21 protein-coding genes are annotated in these 24,807 nt (G+C 66.0%); 14 read left to right on the top strand and 7 right to left on the bottom strand.

The window, feature by feature from the left end:
• Position 1 precedes the first annotated feature (1 nt).
• Both ACEN98_RS29605 and recJ read left to right on the top strand, forming a co-directional pair.
• Positions 2-1,066, top strand: coding sequence for a hypothetical protein (locus ACEN98_RS29605; RefSeq protein WP_413388403.1), 1,065 nt, complete (start codon positions 2-4; stop codon positions 1,064-1,066).
• Positions 1,067-1,110: 44 nt separating this feature from the next.
• Entirely contained in the window at positions 1,111-2,760 is a 1,650-nt protein-coding gene (recJ, locus tag ACEN98_RS29600; protein WP_413389108.1) for a single-stranded-DNA-specific exonuclease RecJ, read from the top strand.
• A 99-nt stretch (positions 2,761-2,859) separates the two neighbouring features.
• On the opposite strand, the gene ACEN98_RS29595 is transcribed toward recJ, so the two are convergent.
• Both ACEN98_RS29595 and ACEN98_RS29590 read right to left on the bottom strand, forming a co-directional pair.
• Entirely contained in the window at positions 2,860-4,698 is a 1,839-nt protein-coding gene (locus ACEN98_RS29595; RefSeq protein ID WP_413388402.1) for a rhamnogalacturonan lyase, read from the bottom strand.
• A 104-nt stretch (positions 4,699-4,802) separates the two neighbouring features.
• Positions 4,803-5,222, bottom strand: coding sequence for a YybH family protein (locus ACEN98_RS29590; RefSeq protein WP_413388401.1), 420 nt, complete (start codon positions 5,220-5,222; stop codon positions 4,803-4,805).
• A 180-nt stretch (positions 5,223-5,402) separates the two neighbouring features.
• Between ACEN98_RS29590 and ACEN98_RS29585 the strand changes: the two genes are divergently transcribed.
• From ACEN98_RS29585 to ACEN98_RS29570, 4 genes are all read left to right on the top strand, one after another.
• Positions 5,403-5,840 (top strand): MbcA/ParS/Xre antitoxin family protein, encoded by a 438-nt coding sequence (locus ACEN98_RS29585; RefSeq protein ID WP_413388400.1) that lies wholly within the window; start codon positions 5,403-5,405, stop codon positions 5,838-5,840.
• The gene (locus tag ACEN98_RS29580) at positions 5,841-6,524 is read left to right on the top strand and encodes an RES family NAD+ phosphorylase (RefSeq protein ID WP_413343237.1); all 684 of its coding nucleotides are present in this window, start codon (positions 5,841-5,843) and stop codon (positions 6,522-6,524) included.
• A gap of 13 nt (positions 6,525-6,537) precedes the next feature.
• Entirely contained in the window at positions 6,538-6,858 is a 321-nt protein-coding gene (locus ACEN98_RS29575) for a DUF2288 domain-containing protein (protein WP_413388399.1), read from the top strand.
• Positions 6,859-6,956: 98 nt separating this feature from the next.
• Positions 6,957-7,700 carry a GAF domain-containing protein gene (locus ACEN98_RS29570; protein WP_413388398.1) on the top strand — a complete coding sequence of 248 codons (744 nt, stop codon included), beginning with the start codon at positions 6,957-6,959 and terminating at the stop codon, positions 7,698-7,700.
• On the opposite strand, the gene ACEN98_RS29565 is transcribed toward ACEN98_RS29570, so the two are convergent.
• Both ACEN98_RS29565 and ACEN98_RS29560 read right to left on the bottom strand, forming a co-directional pair.
• On the bottom strand, positions 7,701-8,039 hold the full coding sequence (locus tag ACEN98_RS29565; protein WP_413388397.1) for a hypothetical protein: 339 nt from the start codon (positions 8,037-8,039) through the stop codon (positions 7,701-7,703).
• Positions 8,036-10,060, bottom strand: a complete 2,025-nt coding sequence (locus tag ACEN98_RS29560) for a bifunctional 2',3'-cyclic-nucleotide 2'-phosphodiesterase/3'-nucleotidase (RefSeq protein ID WP_413388395.1) — start codon at positions 10,058-10,060, stop codon at positions 8,036-8,038. Before ACEN98_RS29560 ends, ACEN98_RS29565 begins: the two co-directional genes overlap by 4 nt.
• Positions 10,061-10,137: 77 nt before the next feature.
• Here ACEN98_RS29560 and prfB point away from each other — a divergent pair.
• The 4 genes from prfB to ACEN98_RS29540 all read left to right on the top strand — a co-directional run bounded on the left by prfB (position 10,138) and on the right by ACEN98_RS29540 (position 14,181).
• A protein-coding gene (prfB, locus tag ACEN98_RS29555; protein ID WP_413388394.1) for a peptide chain release factor 2 occupies positions 10,138-11,242 on the top strand; the annotation gives its coding sequence in 2 pieces (ribosomal slippage) (positions 10,138-10,218 and positions 10,220-11,242; 1,104 coding nt in all).
• Between the two features lie 4 nt (positions 11,243-11,246).
• A complete protein-coding gene (locus tag ACEN98_RS29550; RefSeq protein ID WP_413388393.1) occupies positions 11,247-11,936 on the top strand; it encodes an HAD family hydrolase in 690 nt (229 codons plus the stop codon).
• Between the two features lies 1 nt (position 11,937).
• Positions 11,938-13,482 (top strand): lysine--tRNA ligase, encoded by a 1,545-nt coding sequence (gene lysS / locus ACEN98_RS29545; RefSeq protein WP_413388392.1) that lies wholly within the window; start codon positions 11,938-11,940, stop codon positions 13,480-13,482.
• A 123-nt stretch (positions 13,483-13,605) separates the two neighbouring features.
• Complete coding sequence (locus tag ACEN98_RS29540) at positions 13,606-14,181, top strand: hypothetical protein (RefSeq protein ID WP_413388391.1); 576 nt, start codon at positions 13,606-13,608, stop codon at positions 14,179-14,181.
• 112 nt (positions 14,182-14,293) lie between these two features.
• Here ACEN98_RS29540 and ppnN read toward each other — a convergent pair whose 3' ends face one another.
• Positions 14,294-15,664, bottom strand: a complete 1,371-nt coding sequence (ppnN, locus tag ACEN98_RS29535) for a nucleotide 5'-monophosphate nucleosidase PpnN (RefSeq protein ID WP_413388390.1) — start codon at positions 15,662-15,664, stop codon at positions 14,294-14,296.
• Between the two features lie 235 nt (positions 15,665-15,899).
• Between ppnN and ACEN98_RS29530 the strand changes: the two genes are divergently transcribed.
• A complete protein-coding gene (locus tag ACEN98_RS29530) occupies positions 15,900-17,402 on the top strand; it encodes a peptide MFS transporter (protein WP_413388389.1) in 1,503 nt (500 codons plus the stop codon).
• A gap of 48 nt (positions 17,403-17,450) precedes the next feature.
• On the opposite strand, the gene ACEN98_RS29525 is transcribed toward ACEN98_RS29530, so the two are convergent.
• The gene (locus ACEN98_RS29525; RefSeq protein ID WP_413388388.1) at positions 17,451-18,380 is read right to left on the bottom strand and encodes an NAD-dependent epimerase/dehydratase family protein; all 930 of its coding nucleotides are present in this window, start codon (positions 18,378-18,380) and stop codon (positions 17,451-17,453) included.
• Positions 18,381-18,516: 136 nt separating this feature from the next.
• Between ACEN98_RS29525 and ACEN98_RS29520 the strand changes: the two genes are divergently transcribed.
• Complete coding sequence (locus ACEN98_RS29520; protein ID WP_413388387.1) at positions 18,517-19,413, top strand: LysR substrate-binding domain-containing protein; 897 nt, start codon at positions 18,517-18,519, stop codon at positions 19,411-19,413.
• A gap of 71 nt (positions 19,414-19,484) precedes the next feature.
• On the opposite strand, the gene ACEN98_RS29515 is transcribed toward ACEN98_RS29520, so the two are convergent.
• Positions 19,485-21,737 (bottom strand): OPT family oligopeptide transporter, encoded by a 2,253-nt coding sequence (locus ACEN98_RS29515; protein WP_413388386.1) that lies wholly within the window; start codon positions 21,735-21,737, stop codon positions 19,485-19,487.
• A gap of 180 nt (positions 21,738-21,917) precedes the next feature.
• Here ACEN98_RS29515 and ACEN98_RS29510 point away from each other — a divergent pair, with 180 nt between their 5' ends.
• Positions 21,918-24,305 carry a penicillin-binding protein 1A gene (locus ACEN98_RS29510; protein ID WP_413388385.1) on the top strand — a complete coding sequence of 796 codons (2,388 nt, stop codon included), beginning with the start codon at positions 21,918-21,920 and terminating at the stop codon, positions 24,303-24,305.
• A 181-nt stretch (positions 24,306-24,486) separates the two neighbouring features.
• Positions 24,487-24,780, top strand: coding sequence for a hypothetical protein (locus tag ACEN98_RS29505; RefSeq protein WP_413388384.1), 294 nt, complete (start codon positions 24,487-24,489; stop codon positions 24,778-24,780).
• Positions 24,781-24,807: the final 27 nt, after the last annotated feature.

Below are 24,807 nucleotides of genomic sequence, written 5' to 3'. Positions count from 1 at the left end.
GATGGCCCACATTTCGCTCGTCCTGCCGTTCGCCCTCCCCGCTCCCGAATTCGCGCCCGACCTGACCCGCGCCCTGCAGGCGCCGGCGCTGGCCGCGCTGTTATCGAAAGTATCAGACGCGCGCTACCGCCCGCTCGACACCGACGCACGCGTCCTGCCGCATGAGCTCTGGATCGCGCGGACGCTGGGCGTCGCGCACGGGCTCGTGCCGGGGGTCGCGACCAGCGCGATGCGCGCAATCGGCCTCGATCCGGAGGACGGCATGTGGTTCGTCGTGAACCCGACCCATATCCAGATCGCGCGCACGCATTTGCAGATGGACGACATGCGCCAGCTCGACCTGCGCGAGGACGAAGCGCGCGCCCTGTTCGACAGCGCCCGGCCCTGCTTCGAGGACGCCGGCTACGCGCTCGCATGGGGCGCCCCCGACACGTGGTTCATGCGCGCGGACGACTGGACCGAGATCGCGACGGCGAGCCCGGACGCGGCCGTCAACATGAACCTGACCGACTGGATGCCGTCCGGCCCGCAGGCGCGCGCGTTCCGCAAGCTGCAGAACGACGTGCAGGTGACGTGGTTCACGGACCCGGCCAACGCGGCGCGCGAGGCGCGTGGCCAGTTGCCGATCAATTCCTTCTGGCCGTGGGGGAATGCGAGCATGGCGACCGAACACGCCCAGCAACTGGTGGCGAAGGTCTCCGGCAAGCCGCTCGTGCGCCCGCGCGTGGCGGCGTTCGACACGCCCGGCTGGCTGACGGCGCTGGCCGACCGCCGCCTGGACAGCCTGGCGGACGTCGACGCGCTGCTGGACGGCGGCGACGACTGGCTGCTCGCCTGCGGCAACGTGGCGGCGCCCGGCATCGCGGCCGACTGGCATGGCTGGCTGCACCAGATGCAGCGCCTGGAGACCGGGCTGTTCGCGCCCTTGCTGGCCGCATTGAAAACCGGCCGCATCAAGGAGGTGCGCCTCGTGCTGAGCCACCGCGACGGCCACCTCGAAACGACGACGACCCCGCTGGCGCAACGTAAATTCTGGCGCCGCCCGACCCTGGAACGACTGCTTTGAAAACCCGCATCACCATCCGCCCCTGCCCCGTAAGACTCTCCGAAATGCTGCGCCAGGGCGGGATCCACCCCGTCCTCGCGCGCGTGTACGCGGCCCGCGGCCTGACCGACCCGCGCGAACTGGAGACTGGACTTCAAGCATTGGTACCGCCCGGCGCGCTGCGCCAGATCGACGCGGCGGCCGTCTACCTCGCCGACGCCATCGCGGCCGGCAAGAAGATGACCGTCGTCGCCGATTACGACTGCGACGGCGCCACCGCCTGCGCCACGGCGATCCGCGGCCTCACCGCGATGGGCGCGCGCGTCGACTACATCGTGCCGAACCGCTTCGAATACGGCTACGGCCTGACGCCGGAAATCGTCGAACTGACGGCGCGCGAGAAAGCGCCGGACATCATCATCACGGTCGACAACGGCATCGCCAGCATCGACGGCGTGGCGGCGGCAAAGGCGCGCGGCATCGACGTCGTCGTCACCGACCACCACCTGCCGGGCGACGCGCTGCCGGACGCGCGCGTGATCGTGAACCCGAACCAGCCGGAATGCGGGTTCCCCAGCAAGCACCTGGCCGGCGTCGGCGTCGTGTTCTACGTGCTGCTGGCCCTTCGGGCGGAATTGCGCAAGCGGGGCGTGTTCGACGCGCAGACGCAGCCCAAGCTCGACAACCTGCTCGACCTCGTCGCGCTGGGCACCGTCGCCGACGTCGTGAAACTCGACACGAACAACCGCATCCTCGTCGCGCAAGGCCTCAAGCGCATGCGCGCGGGCCGGATGCATGCGGGTGTCGCGGCGCTGTTCCGCGTGGCGGGGCGCGAGGCGCGCTGCGCCTCGCCGTTCGACCTCGGCTTCGCGCTCGGCCCGCGCCTGAACGCCGCCGGCCGCCTGGAGGACATGTCGCTCGGGATCGAATGCCTGATCACGGACGACGAGGGCCGCGCCTGGGCCATCGCGCAGGAACTCAACGACATCAACCTGAAACGGCGCGAGATCGAGGCCGACATGCAGGGTACGGCCCTGCTGCACCTGGACGATTTCGAGCCGGCGGACGCCAGCACCATCGCCGTGTTCGACGACGGCTGGCACCAGGGCGTGATCGGCATCGTCGCCTCGCGCCTGAAAGAGAAATTCTACCGGCCGACGATCACGTTCGCGCCCGCGGGCGACGGCTGGATCAAGGGTTCCGGCCGCTCGATCCCGGGCTTCCACCTGCGCGACGCGCTCGACCTCGTGTCGAAGAAAGTGCCGGGGCTGATCGACAAGTTCGGCGGGCACGCGATGGCAGCCGGCCTGTCGATCCGCGGCGACCATTTCGACACGTTCGCGCAGGCGTTCGAAGCCGTCGGCCGCGCGTGGCTGACGGAGGCGCAACTGGAGCGCGTCGTCGAGACGGACGGCCCGCTGGAAGACGATTTCTACAGCACGCAGTTCATCGAACTGCTGGACAGCCAGGTGTGGGGCCAGGGGTTCGCGCCGCCCGTGTTCTGCGACGAATTCCGTGTCGTCAGCCAGCGCATCCTGAAGGACAAGCACCTCAAGCTGCTGCTGGAGCGGAACGGGCGGCGCTACGATGCCATCTGGTTCGGGCACACGGATGCGCTGGGCGACAAGGCGCGGGTGGCGTTCCGGCTCGATGCGAACGAATACAACGGGGTGACCAAGGTGCAGCTGCTGGTGGAGCACGCGGAGCCGGCATGACCCACTTTCCGCCTGGTAGGGTGGGCACCCCTGTGCCCACGGGACGTTTGCAGTTCGCCGGCGTCCGCGTGGGCACGGGGTGCCCACCCTACCCGCCGTTCAACGCGTAAAAATCGGGGCCTGCGTCACCGCGCCCATCCCCTCGCCCAGGTAAAAGCTGGGATGCGGCGGCTGGTTATACCCCGCGTTCTGCCCCGCCACCTGCGCCCGGTACTGCGGATCGTGCATCAAGGTCGGGATGCGCGCCGTGGTCGGCGCCGTCGTCGTGAACACGAGCAGGGCCGAGTTGTCCGCCGTGCGCCACACGACTTCCTCGCGCCAGTCGCCGAGGATGTCGGCCGACAGCACCGGCGTCGCCTTGGTCCCGTTGTTCGACGCCGCCCCGTACGGCGCACCGTCGAGCAGGCGCACGACGCTCCCCGTCGCCGGCTGCCATTTGTTGATCACGGTGCCGTCGAGCAGTTCGCGGCCCAGGTCGCCATCCCACCAGCTGGCGAAATTCATGTTCCCCGGACGCGCCGTGGAAATCTGGTGCCCGTTCGCCGCCATCAGCCCGCCGCGCGACGCCCAGCATTCCTCGCCCAGGTAGTTCGGATCGATGTCCGCGCACACGCCGCGGCCCACGTCCGCACCGCTGCCGCTGACGCCCCACAGGATCTTGCCCGTCGCCGCGTCGTGCATCTCGGAGCCGGTGGCGCCGTAGCAGGACGGGGTTTCGTGCACCATGTACGCCTGCAGGCCGGCGCGGGTCGGGTCCAGCTTGCCGACGTGCAGCGCGTCGCCGTGGCACAGGCCGGTGCTGTACAGCATGTGTCCATCGCTGCCGATCGCGGCCGCGCCGTAGACGATGTCGTCGCGGCCGTCGCCGTCGACGTCCGCCACGGCGAACCAGTGCGAGCCCTGGCCGCGGACGGCGCTGCCTTCCTTGTCCGTATCGAACACCCAGCGGCTGGAAAGCACGCCGTCGCGGTAGTCCCACGCCGCGACCACGGCACGCGTGTAATAGCCGCGCGAGAAGATGGCGCTGGGCCGGCGGCCGTCCAGGTAGGCGACGCCGCCCAGGAAACGGTCGACGCGGTTGCCGTAGTTGTCGCCCCACGCCGCCACCGAGCCGCGCGCCGGCAGATAATCCGTGGTCGCCAGCGCCTTGCCCGTGCGGCCATCGAATACCGTCAAATACTCGGGGCCGGACAGGATGTAGCCGTTGGCATTGCGGTAGTCGGCATTGGCGGCGCCGATCACCTTGCCCTGCCCGTCGACGGTGCCGTCGGCCGTCTTCAGCATCACCTCGGCCTTGCCGTTGCCGTCGAAGTCGTACGCGACCACCGTCGTGTAATGGGCGCCCGCGCGGATATTGCGGCCCAGGTCGATGCGCCACAGCCGCGTGCCGTCGAGTTTATAGGCGTCGACATACGTGTTGCCGGTATAGCCCGACTGCGAATTGTCCTTGGCATTGGTCGGCTGCCATTTGACGATCAGCTCGTACTGGCCGTCGCCGTCCAGGTCGGCCGGCGTGCCGTCGTTGACGTCGTAGGTGTAGGCCTCGCCCTTCGGCGTGACGCCGCCCGCCGGCCGCTGCACGGGAATGCGCAGGACGGGCTGGCTCCACGTGGCGCCGGCCGCTTCGTCCTTCTTTTCGTGCCCGTCGACGATCGCGCGCACGGTGTAGCGGGCCGCCGGCGTGCCGTTGGTGTCCGTGAAATTGCTCGCCGTAAGTGGCGCGCCGTTCAGGCGCACGCCGTCGCGGTAGAGGTTGAAGCGGGTATCGGGGTCGTCGACGCCCAGCACGCGCCAGCTGACGAAGACGCCGCCGCCGGTGGCGACGGCGACGACGCCGCGGTCGAGTTTTTCGACCTGCTTGCCCTGCGCGGCAAACGCGGATTGCGCGAGGGCGAGCGCCAGCAGCCCTAGCGGTGCAACGGTTCGGATCGGTATCATGTCTCCAGCCTGCTCGTCGTTGTTGTTGGGCGTTCGAGTATCTGGATTGGCCCGGGGAGTGTCAATTCGGCCCAGGCAAGCAGTCACAATGTTGAGCGGGCCGACTACTCTTTCTTGCCGCACTGACAGGGCGGCGCCTCGCCCCGGTCGAACACGATCTTCCACCGCCCCGGCGCTTCCAGCCGCCAGATCGAGTTGTAGCGTCCAACCACCCTGCCGCTGGGATCGTAGACAGGCCCGCCGCTATAGGCCAGGGTGCCGGAATCCACGACTTCCACCTGCTCCGGCTCCCACGAGAATGGCGCGCGTTCGCCGTCGTAATACTTGCGCCACGCATTGGCGACGGCCTCGCGCCCGCGCAGCGGAGTCGGGCCGGCAAAGAAGATGGCCTCGTCGGCCAGGAAGGATGTGAACGCGGCGTGGTCGCGCGCCTTCATCGTCGCGGCGAAGGCACGTTCGGTGTCCGCCACCTGTTTCTTCAGCTCGTCGTGCGACGGCCGCGCCGCGCTCGCCATAGCCAGCATCAGCGTGCTGATGCACATGACCCCAATCGACAGCAGACGCATCGCGCCCCCCTTTGATGTCGTTTACCAGGATGATGATTTGACAAGCCTTGAATTCTGGCACGGCAGTACGGTTTGTACAAGATGCTTGCACGATGTCCGAAAGCGGAGTATATATAGTCCATAACCGGAGGATTCCTCATGAGCTACGCCTACGCCTACCCCAAGAGCCGGTTCGAACCGGCGGTTCTTGTCGACCTGTCCGCCCGCTCCGAGCGCGAACGGCTGTCGGAATCGGCCCTAAAAGGTTTCTTTCGCCTGGCCGGCGCCTGGCAGATCCGCGACGAGGATGCGCGCGAGCTGCTCGGCGGCCTGTCGTCGTCCTCGTTTTACGAATGGAAGAAGCACCCCGCGCGGGTGCTGGAAGTCGACCGCATCACGCGCATCTCCTACTTGCTCGGCATCTATAAAGCCCTGCACATCCTGTACGGCGACAAGCTCGCCGACGAATGGATCCACCTCCCCAACACCAATCCCATCTTCAACGGCCGCACGCCGCTGGCCTACATGCTGGGCGGCGGCCTGCTGGCGATGCAGACCGTGCGCCGCCTGCTCGACGCCCGTCGCGGAGGGCTGTGAGTGAAACTCATCCCCCGCCTGACCGCGCTGCGGCGGTTCGATACGTGCCGCCTCATCCCGTCGCGCTTCGCCGACCTCGAAGACTCGGTGCTGGCTCCGCTCGCCGATGACGATGGCATGCTGCGCGACCTGTTCGACCTCGACAACGCCACCAACGACCGCCTGCGCGGCGAGTCCGGCCTGCTGCCGGGGATCGGCGTCGACGAACTCGTGTTCGGCGTGCCGAACTTCCGCATCATCAACGCGGCCTACACGTATGCGCGGCCGGAAGGCAGCCGTTTCAACGACGGCGAACGGGGCGCATGGTATTGCGCGTTCGAGATCGAGACGGCGCTGGCCGAGGTGGCGTTCCACAAGGCCGTCGAATACCAGGAAATCGGCCGCTTCGACGACAGCGTGAGTTACCAGGCCCTGCTGGCCGACTTCAGCGCCAGCTTCCACGACCTGCGCGGCGCCGATACCTGGGACGACTGCCTCGCGGCCGACAGCTACGTCGCATCGCAGGCACTGGCGGCGGAGCTGCTGGAGGCGGGTTCGATGGGCGTCATCTACCCGAGCGTGCGGCGGCCAGAGGGCACGAATCTCGCATGCTTCCGCCCCGCATTGGTCGGCAATGTCCGCAAGGGCCATGCATATCGGTTAACATGGGCGGGTTCGCCGCTTCCCGCCATCGAACCCCTCTGAATCAGACACCGCCATGAAAACCGATCCGCTCAAAGACACCGAACTGCACGACAAGATCAACCGCGAGACCGCCCGCGTGCACTGGTCCGAACTCGAACGCCATTTCGCCCACGGTTCCGTCGTGTATGTGAGCGAAGACCTGGACCTCGTCGAAGTCGCCCTGCGCATCGCCCACGATGACAAGGATGCCATCAACCGCTGGATGAACGAAGGCAAGGTTGCCAAGGTATCCGACGTGCAGGCGAGCACCTGGCAGGCGTCCGACACCCTTCTGTGGGCGTCCGTCGTGAGCCCGTTCGTGCTCGTGCAGCCGGAAAAGCACGCGGTTCACTGAGAAAGTGTTGGCCAGCAAACACATTACCGTGGAGCAACTAGTTTTTAAGAAATGTGATCCCTCCGAATCCGCTATACTGGCGTGAAGTGAGGAAGTTTATGCAAAGCAACTTACAAGAAGACGATCCGATCCTGACCACGAGCGAAGTGGCGCGCCTGCTCGGCGTGGCGACGAGCACGGTGCAGATCTGGATGGAAAGCGGCGCGATCGAATCGTGGAAAACGCCGGGCGGACACCGCCGCACGCGCCTCTCCCTCGTGCAAGGCCTGATGCATGGCGACGACCAGGCCCGGTCGACCCCGAATCCCAGCACGGACAAGGAATACCAGCCGGCGCCGCAGCCGGGTTACCCCATCGGCGCCAACGAACGTTCGCGCCTCGCCGCGCTGGCCGCCACCGGCCTCGTCGACACCGACGAGGAAGCCCGCTTCGACCGCCTCGTCCGCCTCGCCTCGATGGTGACCGGCTCGCCGATCGCCCTCATCTCCCTGCTGACGTCGACCCGCCAGTGGTTCAAGGCCCGGGTCGGCCTCGCCGCCCGCGAGACGCCGCGCGACTGGGCGTTCTGCTCGCACGCGATCCTGAAAAACGAGCTGTTCGTCGTCGAAGACGCGATGGAAGACGAGCGCTTCCGCACGAATCCGCTCGTGCTGCAGGAACCGCACATCCGTTTCTATGCCGGCGTGCCGCTGCGCGACAAGTCCGGCCAGCCGCTCGGCACCCTGTGCGTGATCGACCGCGAACCGCGCCGCCTGCGCGCGGCCGAAGTGCAAGGTCTCATCGACCTGGCCGAGATCGCCTCGGGCGAGATCCAGGCCACGGGCCGCAACAGCCGCAACTGATCAATGCCGGCCTGCCGCGTGCGCGCGGTGGGCCAGCGCGTGCGCGGCCGCGCGCATGAGCATGTCCGCCCGCCGCGGGTCCGGCTCGGACAGCGCCAGCTCCTGCAACGCTTCCGGGTACTCCAGCTCCGCCGCCCGCGCCAGCCACGCGCGCGCGGCCACCGCGTCGGGCGGCCCGCCTTCTCCGTCCGCCAGCATGTGCGCCAGCAGGAACATCGCGGCGGGTGCGCCGCCTTCCGCCCGTTGTTGCAGGCGATGCCGCCGGTCGTCCACGCCTGCGTCGGCGTACGCAGGCAGCGCCAGCGCGGCCAGCAGCATGGCTGCGAACATTCTCTTCATTTCGACAGGTCGACCGCGTACAGCGCGAAGCCCTTGCCCTGGCCGTCGTCCGCGCGCAGTTCCGTGACGTTGCCGATGCCTGCGGCGCGCGCCAGGTCCAGCTTGCCCGGCGGCGCGTGGAACACGACCGGTCCGGCCGTCGTCACGGGCGTGAAGCGCCAGCTGCGCGCCGCGCCGTCGGCCGCCCGCGTGAGCCGCTTGCGCGCGCGGATCCAGGCGATCAGCACGTCGCGGTTCGTGTCCGGCGACGCGATCACCGTCTTGCTGCCGTCGAGGCCCGGAAAGTTGCCGCCGCCGCTCGCCCGGTAGTTGTTCGTCGCGACGAGGAACGCCTGCCCGCCGGCCACCGGCTTGCCTTGCCACTCGAGGTTGCGGATGCGCTGGCCGGGCGGGCGCGTCACGTCGATCTCGTAGTGCAGATCGGGGGCGGTGACCGTGTCGAAGTTATAGCTGGGGAAGCCGCCGTTGACGAGTTCCTGCGGTTCGGTGCGCGCCGGGTCGATGGTGTTGAAACGGTGCGCCGCCTTTTCCAGCCAGGCCGTCAGCGCCGCACCGTCGACTTTGACGGCGTACAGCGCATTCGGGTACAGGTAGAGGTCCGCCGCGTTGTTCAGCGCGAGGCTGCCGGGCGCCACGTCGGTGTAATCGCCCGGTCCCGCCGCGCCGGCCTTGAACGCGGCGGACACGGACAGCACCGGCAGGTTCGCGTACTGCGGCAGGTTGGCCTTCACGTAGGCGCGCACGTAATCCGCCTGCGCGGCGTTGACGGGTTGCAGCGCCGACGGATCGCCCAGGTCGGCGAAATACGTCGACATGCGGAAGTCCGTGCTGCCGACCGGCGTTTTCACATAGCGGATCGTCGCCTCGTGCCCGGCGCGCACGAGGTCGAGCACGGCCGGGTCGGCTGCCACGTACGATTTATCCGCCTGCTGCGTGGCGCGCGTCTCGACGACGGTATTGTCACGGGCGATCGTCCAGCCCTTGCCGTCGTGGCGCAGGTCGAAGCGGATCACGCCGAGGTGCTTGCCCCACAGGCTCGCCATCACGGTCGGCACACCGAACACGGTGCCGCGCGCCTTGTCGACGTTCGGAAGATTGAACTGCGCCACCGTGCTCGTGGGGTTCGGGAACTGCTGGTGCGCGTGGCCCAGCAGCAGCGCGTCGATGCCCGGGACCTGCGCGAGGTAGTAGTTCCCGTTTTCCATCGTGGGCGAGTACGGGCTCGCATCGAGGCCGCCGTGCGAGATCGCGACGATCACGTCGGCGCCCTTCCCGCGCATCTCCGGTATGTAGCGCCGCGCCGTCTCGACGACGCCTTCCGTGGTGACGCGGCCTTCGAGCCAGCGCTTGTCCCAGGACAGGATCGTGGGCGTGGTGAAGCCGATGATCCCGACCTTGACCGTTGCCTCGACGGGCTTGCCGGCGGCGTCCTCGGCCCGCACGCGCTTCTCGATGATGCGGTACGGCGCGAACAGGGGCCCGTGCGTCCTGACGCTCACGACGTTCGCCAGCACGATCGGGAAGCCGGGACCGGCGCAGGGTTTCTGCGCGCGCGGGACGCCGGGCACGTCGAAACGGTTGCCGGTGACCTGGCCGAGAAAGCCGAGGCCATAATTGAAATCGTGGTTGCCGACCCCGCCGCCGTCATAGCCGAGCCGCTTCATCACCTTGTGGATGCCCAGCAGCTCGCCGCATTTCACCGGCGCGACGACGGCCTGGTAATCGCCCAGCGCGCTGCCCTGGATCGTGTCGCCGTTGTCGAGCAATACCGTATTCGGGAACTCGCGCCGCGCCTGGGCGATCAGGGTCGCCGTCCGGTCCAGGCCCAGCGACGGATCGGCCGCCAGCTTGAAATAATCGTAACCGACGACGTTCGCGTGCAGGTCGGTCGTCTCCAGGATCGCGAGCGTGGCATGAGTGCCTGCTGGCAAAGATGCGCGCGGCACAGGTGCCGCGCCGGCGGCGGCGGCCATGGCCGCGAGCGGCAGCAGGCGGAACAGGTGGGAAAGGTGGCGCGTCATGGGCTCGCATCATAAAGCATGCGCGCACTAAGGTATAATCTCCGGTTCGATTCAACCACAGAAAATTGCCACAGACCATGGAAGCTGAACGCATCAATGCCCTCTCCTCCCTGCTGAACGACCTGACCAGCCGTGAAGCCGAACTTCGGAGGTATCTTTGACTTCGACCGCAAAGCGGAGAAGTTAGAGCAGGTCAACCAGGAGCTGGAAGACCCCGCCATCTGGAACGACCAGAAACGCGCCCAGGAGATGGGCCGCGAGAAGAAGGCGCTGGAAGGCGTCGTCCTCACGCTGGAAAAGGCGCGTGCCGACCTGACGGACGCGGCCGACCTGTTCGAGATGGCGCGCGAAGAAGGCGATGACGCCACGATCGAGTCGGTCGAAGGCGATGCCGGGGAAATCAGGAAGGTCATCGAGGCGATGGAATTCCGTCGCATGTTCAGCAACCCGATGGACCACGCCAGCTGCTTCATCGACATCCAGGCCGGCGCCGGCGGCACCGAGGCCCAGGACTGGGCGTCGATGCTGATGCGCCAGTACCTGCGCTATTGCGAGCGCAAGGGCTTCAAGGCCGAGGTGATGGAACTGTCCGAGGGCGAGGTCGCCGGCATCAAGACGGCCACCATCAAGGTCGAAGGCGAATACGCCTACGGCCACCTGCGCACGGAAACGGGCGTGCACCGCCTCGTGCGCAAGTCGCCGTTCGACTCCGCCAACGGCCGCCACACGTCGTTCTCGTCGATCTTCGTGTACCCGGAAGTCGACGAATCGATCGAAATCGAAATCAACCCGGCCGACGTGCGCATCGACACGTACCGCGCGTCCGGCGCCGGTGGCCAGCACATCAACAAGACCGACTCCGCGGTGCGCCTGACCCACGCCCCGTCGGGCATCGTCGTGCAGTGCCAGAACGACCGCTCGCAGCACCGCAACAAGGCCGAAGCCTTCGACATGCTGCGCGCCAAGCTGTTCGAACTGGAACTGCGCAAGCGCATGGCCGAACAGCAGAAGCTGGAAGATTCGAAGACCGATGTGGGCTGGGGCCACCAGATCCGTTCGTACGTCCTCGACCAGTCGCGCATCAAGGACTTGCGCACCGGCTTCGAGACCGGCAACACGAAGAACGTGCTGGACGGCGACCTCGACGACTTCATCTCCGCTTCGCTGAAGCAAGGGGTGTAAGCCGATGGCCTTCATCTTCGACATGGACGGCACCATCGTCGACAACATGGCGTTCCACACGGATTCCTGGCTGGCGTTCTTCGAGCGCCACGGCAAGACGTACGACGCCGAGGCGTTCTTCCGCGAGACGGCGGGCGCGCAGGGTCGCGAGATCCTGCGCGAACGCCTCGGCCCGGAGATCACGGACGACGAGATCGCCGTGCTGGCGCACGAAAAGGATGAACTGTACCGCGAGATGTACGGCCCGCACCGCAGCGCGATCCAGGGCTTCGAGGCGTTTGTGACGGCCGCACGCGCGCAAGGCGTGAAGCTGGCGGTGGCGACGTCCGCCCCGCCCGCGAACATCGTCTTCACGCTCGACGAGCTGGACCTGCGCCGCCATTTCGACACCGTCGTCGGCGCGGCCGACGTCGCGCGCGGCAAGCCGCATCCGGACGTCTTCCTGAAAGCGGCCGAGAAGCTGGGCGTCGACCCGCGCGACTGCATCGTGTTCGAAGACGCGCCGATGGGCGTGGAAGCGGCGCGCCGCGCCGGCATGAAGGCCGTCGTCATCACGACCACCCTGCCCGCCGAGGCCTTCCGCGAATTCGACAATATCGTGCGCATCGTGGAGCACTACGAAGACTTGCGCGTAGGCGACCTGAACGTCGGCGAGCTGCTCGGCACCCGTGATTCCAAACTAGACAGACACTGACATGAGCAACGAAAACCAAGAACAGCAGAACGAGCCCACGACTCTCGCGGCCGAAGACAACAAGATCATCGCCGAGCGCCGCGCCAAGCTGGCCGCGATCCGCGAAAAAGGCATCGCGTTCCCGAACGACTTCGTCCCGCAGCACAAGGCGGCCGATCTCACCGAGCAGTTCGGCGGCTGGACCCGCGAACAGCTGGAAGCGGAACCGCAGCAGGTCGTGCTGGCTGGCCGCATGATGCTCAAGCGCGAAGCGGGCAAGAAGGCCGCGTTCGCGACCTTGCAGGATGCGTCGGGCCTGCGCGCCGACGGCCGCATCCAGATCTACGTCACCCTCGACAACACGGGCGAGGAAGCGATGGAAGCGCTGCGCCACTACGACCTGGGCGACATCCTCGGCGTCGTGGGCACGCTGTTCAAGACCAAGACCGACGAGCTGACCGTGAAGGTCACCCTGCTCCGCCTGATCACCAAGTCGCTGCGTCCGCTGCCGGACAAGTTCCACGGCCTCGCCGACCAGGAAACGAAGTACCGCCAGCGCTACGTCGACCTGATCATGAACGAGGAAACGCGCCGCACGTTCAAGGCACGTACGGCCGCGATCTCGTCGATCCGCCGCTTCATGCAGGACCACGGCTTCATGGAAGTCGAGACGCCGATGCTGCACCCGATCCCGGGCGGCGCCGCGGCGAAACCGTTCATCACGCACCACAACGCGCTCGACATGCAGATGTTCCTGCGCATCGCGCCGGAACTGTACCTGAAGCGCCTCGTCGTGGGCGGCTTCGACCGCGTGTTCGAAATCAACCGTAACTTCCGCAACGAGGGCGTGTCGATCCGCCACAACCCGGAATTCACGATGATGGAGTTCTACGCCGCGTGGACCGACTACAAGTGGCTGATGGACTTCACGGAAGCCGTGATCCGCCAGGCCGCCATCGACGCCCACGGCACGGCCGAACTGACGTACGGCGGCCGCGCGCTGGACCTGTCCAAGCCGTTCCACCGCCTGACGATCGTCCAGGCCATCAACAAGTTCGCCCCGCACTACACGGACGAACAGCTGCACGACATGGACTTCCTGAAGGCGGAACTGGCGAAGTTCGGCGTCAAGCCGCACGCCATCTCGGGCCTGGGCGCGCTGCAGCTGTCGCTGTTCGAAGAGACGGCGGAAGCGCAGTTGTGGGAGCCGACCTTCATCATCGACTACCCGGTCGAAGTGTCGCCGCTGGCGCGCGCGTCGGATACGCGCGAAGGCATCACGGAACGCTTCGAGCTGTTCATGGTGGGCCGCGAGATCGCCAACGGCTTCTCGGAGCTGAACGACCCGGAAGACCAGTCGGCACGCTTCCTGGCGCAGGTCGAAGCGAAGCAGGCGGGCGACGAGGAGGCGATGTACTACGACGCCGACTACATCCGCGCGCTGGAATACGGCATGCCTCCCACCGGCGGCTGCGGCATCGGCATCGACCGTCTCATGATGATCATCACCGATTCGCCGAACATCCGTGACGTGCTGCTGTTCCCGCACCTGCGCAAGGAAGATTGATCGACGGAGCGATGCAATGCATCACGAAAAAGGCGCGAACGAGAAATCGTCCGCGCCTTTTTCTTCGCCGACTCCCGGCATGACAATCACACGAGTAGAAGTCCGTGCAAAAATGGATATGACGTGCAATTGCAACGCCAGAAGATCCCACTCACGGTCCAGGCAACGAGAAAGGTGGATAACATGCAGTTCTTCGCAGCGCTTGTCGAGCATCTCATCGTCGGCATACTGGCCTTGGTTTGGATTTTGCCCGTGGCGCATTTTTTCGGGATCATTCCGTTACTTCCGCCGACAGAAAAATGGTCGGATTATAAAGAAGTACTGATTGCCGTCGGCTTGCCTGCTGCTTACGTCGCCGGCATGTTTGTGGACGTGTTTGCCTCGATGGCGACGCAGCGCCTACGAAACTTCGCCAAAAGAAGGTTCGGGGCTGCTTCAGGCACCTCTTACAAAAACACGATCAGGATTATCAAACCCTCCGCCGACGAAAGTGCCCGCTACCTGCTTCAATTGACAGCACGAGAAAAAATAGCTCGAGGAGCAGCACTGAATTTTCTTATAGGCGCATTCGTCAATTTCGCGCTCCCGAAAAGCACGTACTCCATACCGGGTTGGCTACTGATTGCCCTTTGCGTTCTCGGGACCTTTGTCTGGATGCGCCTGTACGGTCTTGTCGACAGATTCAAGGCACACTGGTAACCCGGATCGGGCGTCACACCCTACATAAGGATTGCCCATATAGCCGGCAAAAGAGGCCGATCTCAGGGAAACGGCCGCCCACCACACGCCGCAGACGACCGTTTGGCTTCCCTTATCGAACCACCCGATAGCAAGGCACATACTCCTTGCCCGGCAACTTCATGCGGCTCTGCTCCACGAACGACTGCAGCAGCTTGTCCATCGGCGCCATGATCTCGTTCTCGCCATGGATCTCGAACTTGCCGAACTGTTCGATCGCACGGATGCCCTCTTCCTTCACGTTGCCCGCGACGACGCCGGAGAACGCGCGGCGCAGGTGCGCGGCCAGCAAGTGCGTTTCCTGGTTCTTGTGCAGCGACAGGTTGCGCATGTTCTCGTGCGTCGGGCGGAACGGCTTCTGGAATTCCGGATCGATGCGCAGGCCCCAGTTGAAGTAGTACGCGTCGCTGCGCGACTTGCGGAATTCGCGCACCTGGCGGATCCCCTGCTGCATCTCGCGCGCCACCGCATCCGGGTCGTCGATGATGATCTTGTAGCGGCGCTGCGCCGCCTCGCCCAGGGTCAGGCCGATGAACTGGTCGATCTGTTCGAAGTACTCGCGCGCCGTCGCCGGGCCCGTGAACACGAGCGGGAACGGCTGTTCCGCGTTGTCCGGGTGGAGCAGGATGCCGAGGATGTACAGGATCTCTTCCGCCGTGCCGGCGCCGCCCGGGAACACGACGATGCCGTGGCCCGTGCGCACGAAGGCTTCGAGGCGCTTCTCGATGTCCGGCATGATCACGAGGTCGTTGACGATCGGGTTCGGCGATTCCGCCGCGATGATGCCCGGCTCCGAGATGCCCAGGTAGCGGCCGCCCTGCAGGCGCTGCTTGGCGTGGCCGATGGTGGCGCCCTTCATCGGCCCCTTCATCGCGCCCGGACCGCAACCCGTGCAGATGTCGAGTTCGCGCAGGCCGAGCTGGTAGCCGACGTGCTTCGAATAGTTGTACTCGACCCGGTTGATCGAGTGGCCGCCCCAGCACACGACGAGGTTCGGGTTGCGCTGCGGCTGGATCACGTTGGCGTTGCGCAGGATGTGGAAGACGGCGTCGGTGATGCCCTCCGGGCGCGTGAGGTCGAAGCGCGGATTGTCCGTCACTTCGAAATTCACGTAGACGATGTCGCGCAGGACCGAGAACAGGTGCTCGTGGATCCCCTTGATCATCTTGCCGTCGACGAAGGCGTGCGCGGGCGCGCCGCGGATATCGAGCTTGATGCCGCGTTCGCGCTGGATGATCTTGATGTCGAAATCCTTGTAGCGCTCGAGCAGCTCCTTGCCGTCGTCGATCGAACTGCCGGAGTTGAGCACCGCCAGCGCGCACTTGCGGAAGATCTGGTAGAGCCCACCCTGGCTCGTATCGAGGAGCTTGGCCACTTCGGCCTTGGACAGGACTTCCAATCGGCCTTCCGGAGAAATCAGCGTATCGACAACGTCGTAGTTCATGGTGTATTCCTTTTCTCTTCTGTGAATCGGTGTGGCTTTTGCTCCAATATACGACAAGTCAACCGAGTTTGCGTCTCCGTTTTCGCTTATGCCGATTCCGCATATGGCTGAGCTGTAAAAAGCTGGCCCCATATGCACTATTTCCACTAAAATGCGACGCTAGCCGCGGTCCTTACCCAGGACGCGCAGGCCAGGAAAAGACAATCACTCTTAAAAAGATTAGGGGAGGAACCGCATGAGCGGTGCAGCTACTTCAACCGCCGAACCGAAGGCGGTCCCGGAATTCAAGCAGATCATGGGCCATCCGGCGCCCCTCTGGATGCTGTTCATGACCGAATTCTGGGAACGCTTCGCTTTCTACGGCATCCGTTGGGCCCTGGTGCTCTACATCGTCGCCCAGTTCTACGGCGGCAGCGGCGTGGGCCAGGCCGACGCCAACCTGACCTATGGTTCCTACCTCGCCCTGGTGTATGCCGGCGCCGTGTTCGGCGGCTACATCGCCGACCGCGTGATCGGCTACCAGCGCTCGATCCTCGTCGGCGCCTCGTTCATGGTGGCCGGCCTGTTCGCCATCACCATTCCCAACCCGGACATCTTCAAGCTGGGTCTCGCCACGATCATCGTCGGCAACGGCATGTTCAAGCCGAACATCTCCGCCATGGTCGGCCAGCTGTACGGCATCAACGACCAGCGCCGCGATTCCGGCTTCACGATCTTCTACATGGGCATCAACGGCGGCGGCTTCCTCGCCCCGATCCTGACCGGCGCGCTGGCGCAGAGCATGTCCAGCCAGACCGGCGTGCCCGCGTACAAGGTCGTGTTCTTCGCCGCCGGCGTCGGCATGATCCTGTCGCTGATCTGGTTCCAGATCGGCCGTCGCATGCTGAAGGGTATCGGCGCCGCCACCGGCCCGCTGGCCAGTCCGGTACGCCTCGTCGGCGTCGTCATCGGTTCGCTGCTCGTCATCCCGGTCGTGTACTTCCTGCTGAAGCTCGGCGCGGAAAAGCTGCAGGGCGTGCTGTCGGTCCTCTTCATCATCCTCGCGATCATGCTGATGGTGGAAGGCATCCGCGGCGGCGCGGTCGTGCGCGACAAGACGATCGCCATGCTCGTCATCTTCTTCTTCAACGTGATGTTCTGGTGCTTCTTCGAACAGGCCGGCAGCTCGTTCACGTTCCTGGCCGAATACATCGTGCGCCGCGACTTCGGCGGCTGGACCTTCCCGACCGGCTGGTTCCAGTCCGTGAACACGCTGGCCATCATCGTGTGCGCGCCGATGGTCGCCGCCGTGTGGGTCGCGATGGGCCGCAAGAACCCGTCGATCCCGCGCAAGTTCGGCCTGGGCCTGATCTTCAACGGCCTCGCCTTCCTGCTGCTGATGTTCGCGCTGCAGCACCTCGTCGGCGCCGACAGCAAGATCCCGTTCTGGACGCTGTTCATGGTGTACGTGATCCAGTCCATCGGTGAGCTGTGCCTGTCGCCGATCGGCCTATCGATGGTGACCAAGCTCGCACCGACCCGCCTCGTGGGCCTGGGCATGGGCGGCTGGTTCCTGTCCACCGGTATCGGCAACAACCTGTCGGGCATCTTCGCTTCCGTGGTCTCGGGTGAAAAAGGCATGACCGTGGAATCGGCGCTGTCCGGCTACACGTTCGGCTTCTGGGCCCTGATCGGTGCCGGCGTGCTGCTGTTCCTGGTCGCACCGCTGATCCAGAAACTGATGCACGGCGTGAAGTAAAACGTCACGCTTCGTCCTCGACGGCGGCCCGCAGGCCACCGTTGTCGTTTACACGAACGCCAGGTCGTGCAACTGGATCGTAGCGTCGATCCAGTCCTCGCAATGGCCGAACCGGTAACCGAGCGCCTGCGCGCGCGACGTGTCGAGCACCATCGCGCCCGGCACGTCGAACGGCGACAGGCGCCCCATCTCCGCCGGCGGCACGCGCTGGCGCATGCGTACGGGCGTGTCGAGCACGGCGCCGACCCGCTCGTACAGGCTTTTTGCCGACAGCGCGCCGTCGCAGGCCGCATTGACCGGCCCCGTGAAATCCTGCATCCCGACCCACACGAGGAAGTCGGCCGCGCCCTGCAGCGGCATGAAGGACAACACGGCGTCCGGGTTCGAATACTCCAGCACCCCGTTCATGCGCGCCAGTTCCACGTAGTGCGCGAGGCGGCCGGTAAAGTCTTCCGGCCCGCCCAGCACGTGCGCCAGGCGCGGCGTGACGAGGGGCAGCGAGCCGTCGCGCACGAGATAGGCCTCCGCCTGCACCTTGCCCGCGACGTAGCACTCGGTCGCGCGACACGGGTCGTGCCACGGATAGCCCGTGTCGATCGGCTGCGCCTCCACGGCCAGGTCGCTCTCGCGCAGCGGGTCGGCGTGGTCGTAGCCGAGGGCGCGGTAAGCGTCGATCGTGGACGCCATCACGTAGCGCCCCACCTTGCCCGCGAACGTGCGCACGGCGATGGCCGCGTCCAGCGGGTTGTAGCACATCTGGTCGTACACGATGTCGAACGGGCCGCGATGGGCGAACGCATTGCGCATCGCGGTCTCGTTGCGGCGGTCGACGCGCACGCGCGCGATCCGGTCGCCGAACGGGTCGGGAGCATAGCCGCGCGTCGCGATGGTGACGCGATGGCCGGCGCGGAGCAACCGCTGCACGAGCAGCTTGCCGATATAACGGGTACCGCCGATCACCAGGACATTCTTGGGCATGAAGTTTTCCTTAGTCTGTGGGCGAGGCTCGTAGCACTGTTTTGGTGAATCCGTTATATTCTGTAACTAGAACGGCAATTGTTCAACCGAGAAAAATAAATGATATGAATAAGAAAAACTTACGCTCGGGGATGGCGTGAAGCCGCTGCGCAGCCTCTCGGGCCTGATCGATTTCGATTGCGCCGCGCGCTGGGGCAGCTTCAAGCTGGCCGCGCGCGAGCTGCACAAGACGCCCGCCGCCGTCAGCCTGCAGGTCAAGCAACTGGAAGAAGCCATCGGTTTTCCGCTGTTCGTGCGGCATCCGCGCCACATCGCGCTGACGGCCAAGGGGCAGGAACTGGCGATCGTCGTCGCGCGCATGCTGGCCGACCTGCGCGGCAAGGTGGCGGCACTGCAGCGGGGCGACGAGGAAGCGGTCCTTCGGATCTCGACCACGCACTCGTTCGCGATCAAGTGGCTCGTGCCGCGCATGTCGCGCTTCACCAAGCTGCATCCGGAGCTGGACCTGCGTATCGACTCCAACGACACGCCCGTGGACATCGAGGACGACACCGTCGACGTGGCGATCCGCTACGGCCCCGTGCGCGACGACGACCCCGCCCTGCTGTTCCGCGAGCGGCTCGTGCCGGTGTACAGCCCGGACCTGCTGGCGGAGGGCCAGGATGCCCTGCAGTTATCCGACCTGACCCGATTCCCGCTGCTGTGCGAACGCACGCCGGAAACGTGGCTGCAGCTGTTGAACGAGAACCGCGCGCTGAAAGGCGATTACGATTTTGCGCGCACGTACAGCCACTGGGGCGTGCTGGCACAGGCGGCCGTCGCGGGCCAGGGGATCGGCCTCGTGCCGTACGGGATCGCGTTCGAGGACATCCGCGCGGGGACACTCCTTCAGCTCGCGTGCAGGAGCGCGCCGTTCGGCTACGGGTACCGACTGCTCGTCAATCCGCACAAGGAGGCGATGACGAAGGTCCAGCATTTCCGGGCGTGGATCCTGGCCGAGATGGAATCCATGAAAGCCACGCTCAATACGTAGGGTGGGCTCGCCGAGCCCACGCGTGGCGCCAACACATCGCATGTGTCACGCGTGGGCACCGGGCGCCCACCCTACCGTGCTTTTTCGCGTCCGACGACGTACAACAGCACGCAGATCGCCGCATACGGCAGGATCGACAGCAGGTCCGCGCTGGCGCCCGCGAAGAACGGATTCGCGGCCTCGGCCCACTTGTTCATCGCATCGTCGAAGCCCGTCATCACGCCGGCCGTGATGGCGATGATGATGCCCGCCAGCGCGCCGCCCGCGATGTAGCCGGAGGCCAGCAAGGTGCCCGAGCTGCGGTCGCCCGCGGCCTGCAACTCGTCCTCGTTCAGGCCCTGGTACTGCGGCAGCCCGCTGTTGCGGCGGTCGACCATCCAGCGGATGATGCCGCCGATCGCGATCGGCAACGTGGACACGAGCGGCAGGTACACGCCCACCGTGAACGCGAGCGACGCGACGCCGGACATCTCCAGCACGACCGCGACCATCACGCCGAACAGCACGAGGGTCCATGGCAGCTGGTGGTCGAGGATGCCCTTGATGATGTACGACATCAGCACGGCCTTCGGCGCATCGAATTTCTTGACCTCGGTGCCGTCCGGCCGCGTGTGGTACTGGCCGTTGATGCCCGGGTCGACGAGCCAGGCGAGCGAGCCGTCGGCGCGCACGAGGTATTTGCCGGCGGGGCCGCCCACGGTGTCCGTCTTCTGCCAGACTTTATACGTTGCGTGATCGGATGCGGCCTGCGGGCCTTGCAGCTGCGCGGACTCCGTCAGCTTCGACGCGTCCGTCCTGATGTGCGGCGCCACCTGCGCGGCCGGCACGTACACGGTGCCCGCGTCGTTCAGCTTCAGCAGGATCGGGCCGAGGATCAGCGCGGACGCGAGCGCGCCCGCGAGGATCGCGTACTGCTGCAGCTTCGGCGTCGAGCCGACGAGGAAGCCCGTCTTGAGGTCCTGCGAGGTCGTGCCCGCGTTGCTGGCGGCGATGCAGACGATGGCGCCGACCGACAGCGCCGTCACGTAGTAGCGCCCGCCCGTCCAGCCCATCACGAGGAAGATCAGGCACGTGAACAGCAGGGTCGCCACGGCCATGCCGGAAATCGGATTCGACGACGAACCCACCTCGCCCGTCAGGCGCGAGGACACGGTCGAGAACAGGAAGCCGAACACGAGGATCAGCAGCGCGCCCAGCACGTTCATGTGCAGCGGCGTCGCGAACGTGATCACGGCGATGATGGCCAGACAGCCGATCACCACCCATTTCAGCGGCATGTCCTGCTCGGTGCGCAGCGACGTATCCACGTTCGAGGATTTACCGATGCCGGCCAGACCGCCCTTGAGACCATGCCAGATCGTGGGCAGCGAGCGCACGAGGGAAATCAGACCGCCGGCCGCTACGGCGCCCGCGCCGATGTACAGCACGTAGGCACTGCGCACGTCGTCCGGGCTCATGTCGCGGATCAGCATCGTGCCCGGCGCCACGGGTACCGTCAGCGCGTCGCCGAAAAACTTGATCATCGGGATCAGGAGCAGGTACGACAGCACGCCGCCGCCCGCCATGATCATCGCGATGCGCGGGCCGATGATGTAGCCGACGCCCAACAGCTCGGGCGAGATCTCGGCGCCGGCCGAACCGGATTTCAGCGGCGCGTCGAAGATGAAGTTGACCGTGTCCTTCCACAGCTTCAGCGAGATGTTCATCACCTTGTACAGCAGGCCGAGGCCGAAGCCGCCGAAGATGATGAAGGCGCGCCGGCGGGCGTCCCTGGCTTCGTCCGAGTCCGCGTCGCGCACCTCGCCGGCGGCCTCGCGCGACGTTTCCGTGGCCGCCGCCTTCAGCACTTCGGCGCACGCGGTGCCTTCCGGGTATTTCAGTTCGCGGTGCTGGTCGACGATCATCGTGCGCCGCATCGGGATCATCATGAGGATGCCCAGCAGGCCGCCCAGCACGCCCACGAGCATCACGCGCGAGATCTCCAGGTCGAAACCGAGGATCATGATCGCGGGCATGGTGCAGCCGAGGCCGAACGCGAGCGATTCGCCGGCCGAACCGGCCGTTTGCGTAATGCTGTTTTCGAGGATCGTCGATTCGCGTCCGCCCATCTTCTTGGCGAGCCCGAACAGGGTGATCGCGATGACGGCCACGGGAATCGATGCGCTGACGGTCAGGCCCACCTTCAGCACGAGGTACAGCGACGACGCGCCGAAGACCATGCCGAGTACGGTGCCCATGATCAGGGCGCGCCACGTCAGCTCGGGCAAATGCGCCGACGCCGGAATATACGGTTTGACCGCGGGCGGATGGGGATCGTAGGGCATCGGAGGGATTTCCTTCAGGCGTGGGTAGTGGCAAACAGGACTGCCGGGATCGCCATGCAGCCCTTGAAAGCGTGACTATCTCACATGCCGTACGTTAAGAAAAGCGGATTATAATTTCTCAAACCGCCCGTGTTTACGGCCTCAACGGGGTTTTACGACCCGCATCAAGAGAGTTCAGTTTTGGCAACTATCCCCCGCCGCCAACGCGGCTTCCTGCTCCCGATCCTGGCCGTCACGGCCGCAATCATCGTCCTGTTCATTGCCGGCGTCGCCGGCTACGTGGTGTTCCGCGTGCTGCCCAACGTGCCGGCGCTGGATGCCGTCACCGACTACCGGCCCAAAATCCCGCTCCGGGTCTATACGGCGGACAACGTCCTGATCGGCGAGTTCGGCGAAGAGCACCGCGATTTTGTCCCGATCAACAAGATCCCGGACCTGATGAAGAAATCGCTGCTCGCCATCGAGGACGCCCGCTTCTACGAGCACGGCGCCATCGACTGGAAGCGTGCGATGGGCGCCGTCGGCTCGAACCTGCGCGGCGGCTTCGGCTCCGGCGGCGCGTCGACGATCACGATGCAGGTCGCCCGCAACTTCTTCCTGTCGCGCGAAAAGCGCTTGTCGCGCAAGATCAACGAGATCGCGCTCGCGTACAAGATCGAGACCGCCCTGTCGAAGGACGAGATCCTCGAGCTGTACATGAACCAGATCTACCTGGGCCAGCGCGCCTACGGCTTCTCCAGCGCCGCACGCATCTATTTCAACAAAACGCTGGACCAGCTGTCGGTGGCCGAGATGGCCATGCTGGCGGGCCTGCCGCAGAACCCGGCGCGCCATAATCCGGTGGCCAATCCGAAGCGGGCGCGCGAGCGCCAGCACGCGGTGCTGGGCCGCATGCGCGCACTGAACTACATCACGGACGCGCAATACGAGAAGGCCATGGCCGAACCGCTGCGCGTCAACCAGCGCGGCGTCCAGGACTTCGGCACGCACGCGGAGTACGTGGCCGAACTGGCGCGCCAGGCCGTCTACAGCCAGTTCAAGGAAGACGCGTACACGAAAGGCATCAAGGTCTACACGACGATCCTGAAGCCCGAGCAGGACGCCGCCTACGCCTCCGTGCGCCGCAACGTGCTCACGTACGACCAGCGCCACGGCTGGCGCGGCCCGGAAGACCGCATGGAGCTGCCGTCCGATCCGGTCGAGCGCGAAGACGCGATCGGCGACGCGCTGGGCAAGCGCCCGACCAGCGATGGCCTGATCCCGGCCGTCGTGCTGTCGGCCACGAGCAAGACGGTGCGCGTGGAGACCGTCGACGGCGACACGGTGGACCTCACCGGCGCCGGCCTGAAATTCGCGCAGGCCGGCCTGTCGTCCAGCGCCAGGGAAAAGATGAAGCTGACGCCGGGCGCGATCATCCGCGTCGCGAAGGATGCGAAAGGCAACTGGAGCGTCACGCAGGTGCCGCAGGTGGCCGCGGCCTTCGTCGCCATCGATGCCGATACGGGCGCCTACCACGCGCTCGTCGGCGGCTTCGACTACAACTTCCAGAAATTCAACCACGTGACGCAGGCGTACCGCCAGCCCGGTTCCGGCATGAAGCCGTTCATCTACTCGGCCGCCGTCGACAAGGGCTATTCGCCGGGCACGCTCATCCTCGACGCGCCGCTCGACATGGCGGGCGAGGATGCCGGCAAGACGTGGTCGCCGCAGAACGACGACGGCAAGTGGGACGGTCCGATCACGATGCGCCGCGCGCTGGCCGAATCGAAGAACGTCCCGTCCGTGCGGCTGCTGCGCGCCGTCGGCGTGCCGTATGCGCACGAGTTCATCGCCAGGTTCGGCTTCGACCTCGCGCGCCAGCCGTCGAACTACACGCTGGCGCTGGGCACCGGCGCGGCGACGCCGCTGCAGATGGCGGGCGCGTACGCCGTCTTCGCGAACGGCGGCTACCGCGTGCAGCCCTACCTGATCGCCCGCATCGAGGATGCCGACGGCAAGATCATCCAGGAGACGAAGGCGCCCGCCGAACACACCGACGAACAGCGCGTGCTCGACCCGCGCAACGCCTTCATCACCGACAGCATGCTGCGCGACGTGACCCGCTACGGCACGGGCGCCGAAGCGACCAGGGCGCTGGGCCGCACGGACATCGCCGGCAAGACCGGTACGACCAGCGACGCCGTGGATGGCTGGTTCTCGGGCTATGGCGGCAACGTCGTCGCGGTCGCGTGGATGGGCTACGACGATCCGAAATCGCTGGGCGGGCGCGAATTCGGCGCCACCGTCGCGCTGCCGATCTGGATCGACTACATGCGCGTGGCGCTGGCCAAGCGCCCGCAGCAGGAAGAGCGCCTGGCGCCGGAGGGCGTCGTGCGCGAGAACGACGACTGGGTGTACGCCGAGTTCGCGGAAACGCCGGCCCTCGGCGGCATCGACCTCGACCAGGCGCCGGATCCGAACGCCGTACAGCCGGTGGACGGCACGGTCCCGCCGGGCCAGCCTGGCCAGCCGGTGCAGCCGGTGCGGCCGGTGCCGCAACAACAGCAGCCGTCGAATACGCTGTTCTGACCCCTGGTCACTCGACGAACGGGCCGCCGCGTGCGGCCCGTTTTCATTGGCAGGCCGGCAATCGCATTGCAACAAATGGAAGAGATCGTGCGCCCAGTCCTACATGTCTGTACGAACTCATCCTATTTCGAACGCAAAAGTGTGCCCCCATGATGGCGTCACTTTTACAAAAGGAGTCAACATGAAAAAGTACCAAGCCCTCCTGATCGGCGGCCTGATGGCCATGTCCCTGGCCGCATGCAGCTCGACCGGCACCAGCGGTAGCGACAGCAGCAGCGCCAGCGGCAGCTCCTCGTCGGGCGCAATGTCCAGCGGCAGCGGCGCCGCCCCGGCCTCGACCGGCACGCCGGAATCCAACGCCACGGGCACCTCCAGCACGACGCCGACGGGCATCTCCGCCGGCGGTACCGGCAACTCGAACGCCACCGGCCAGGGTACCAACCCCGCACCGGCCCAGACCAGCGGCAACCAGTAATCGTCTCCGTCGTCCGGCCACCCCGGG

The sequence above is a fragment of the Massilia sp. CT11-137 genome (genome assembly GCF_047302885.1).
In the GTDB taxonomy this organism is placed as follows: Bacteria; Pseudomonadota; Gammaproteobacteria; order Burkholderiales; family Burkholderiaceae_D; genus Telluria; species Telluria orientalis.
The sequence above is the reverse complement of the archived record's forward strand: the minus strand, read 5'-3'. Positions and strand labels throughout refer to the sequence as shown.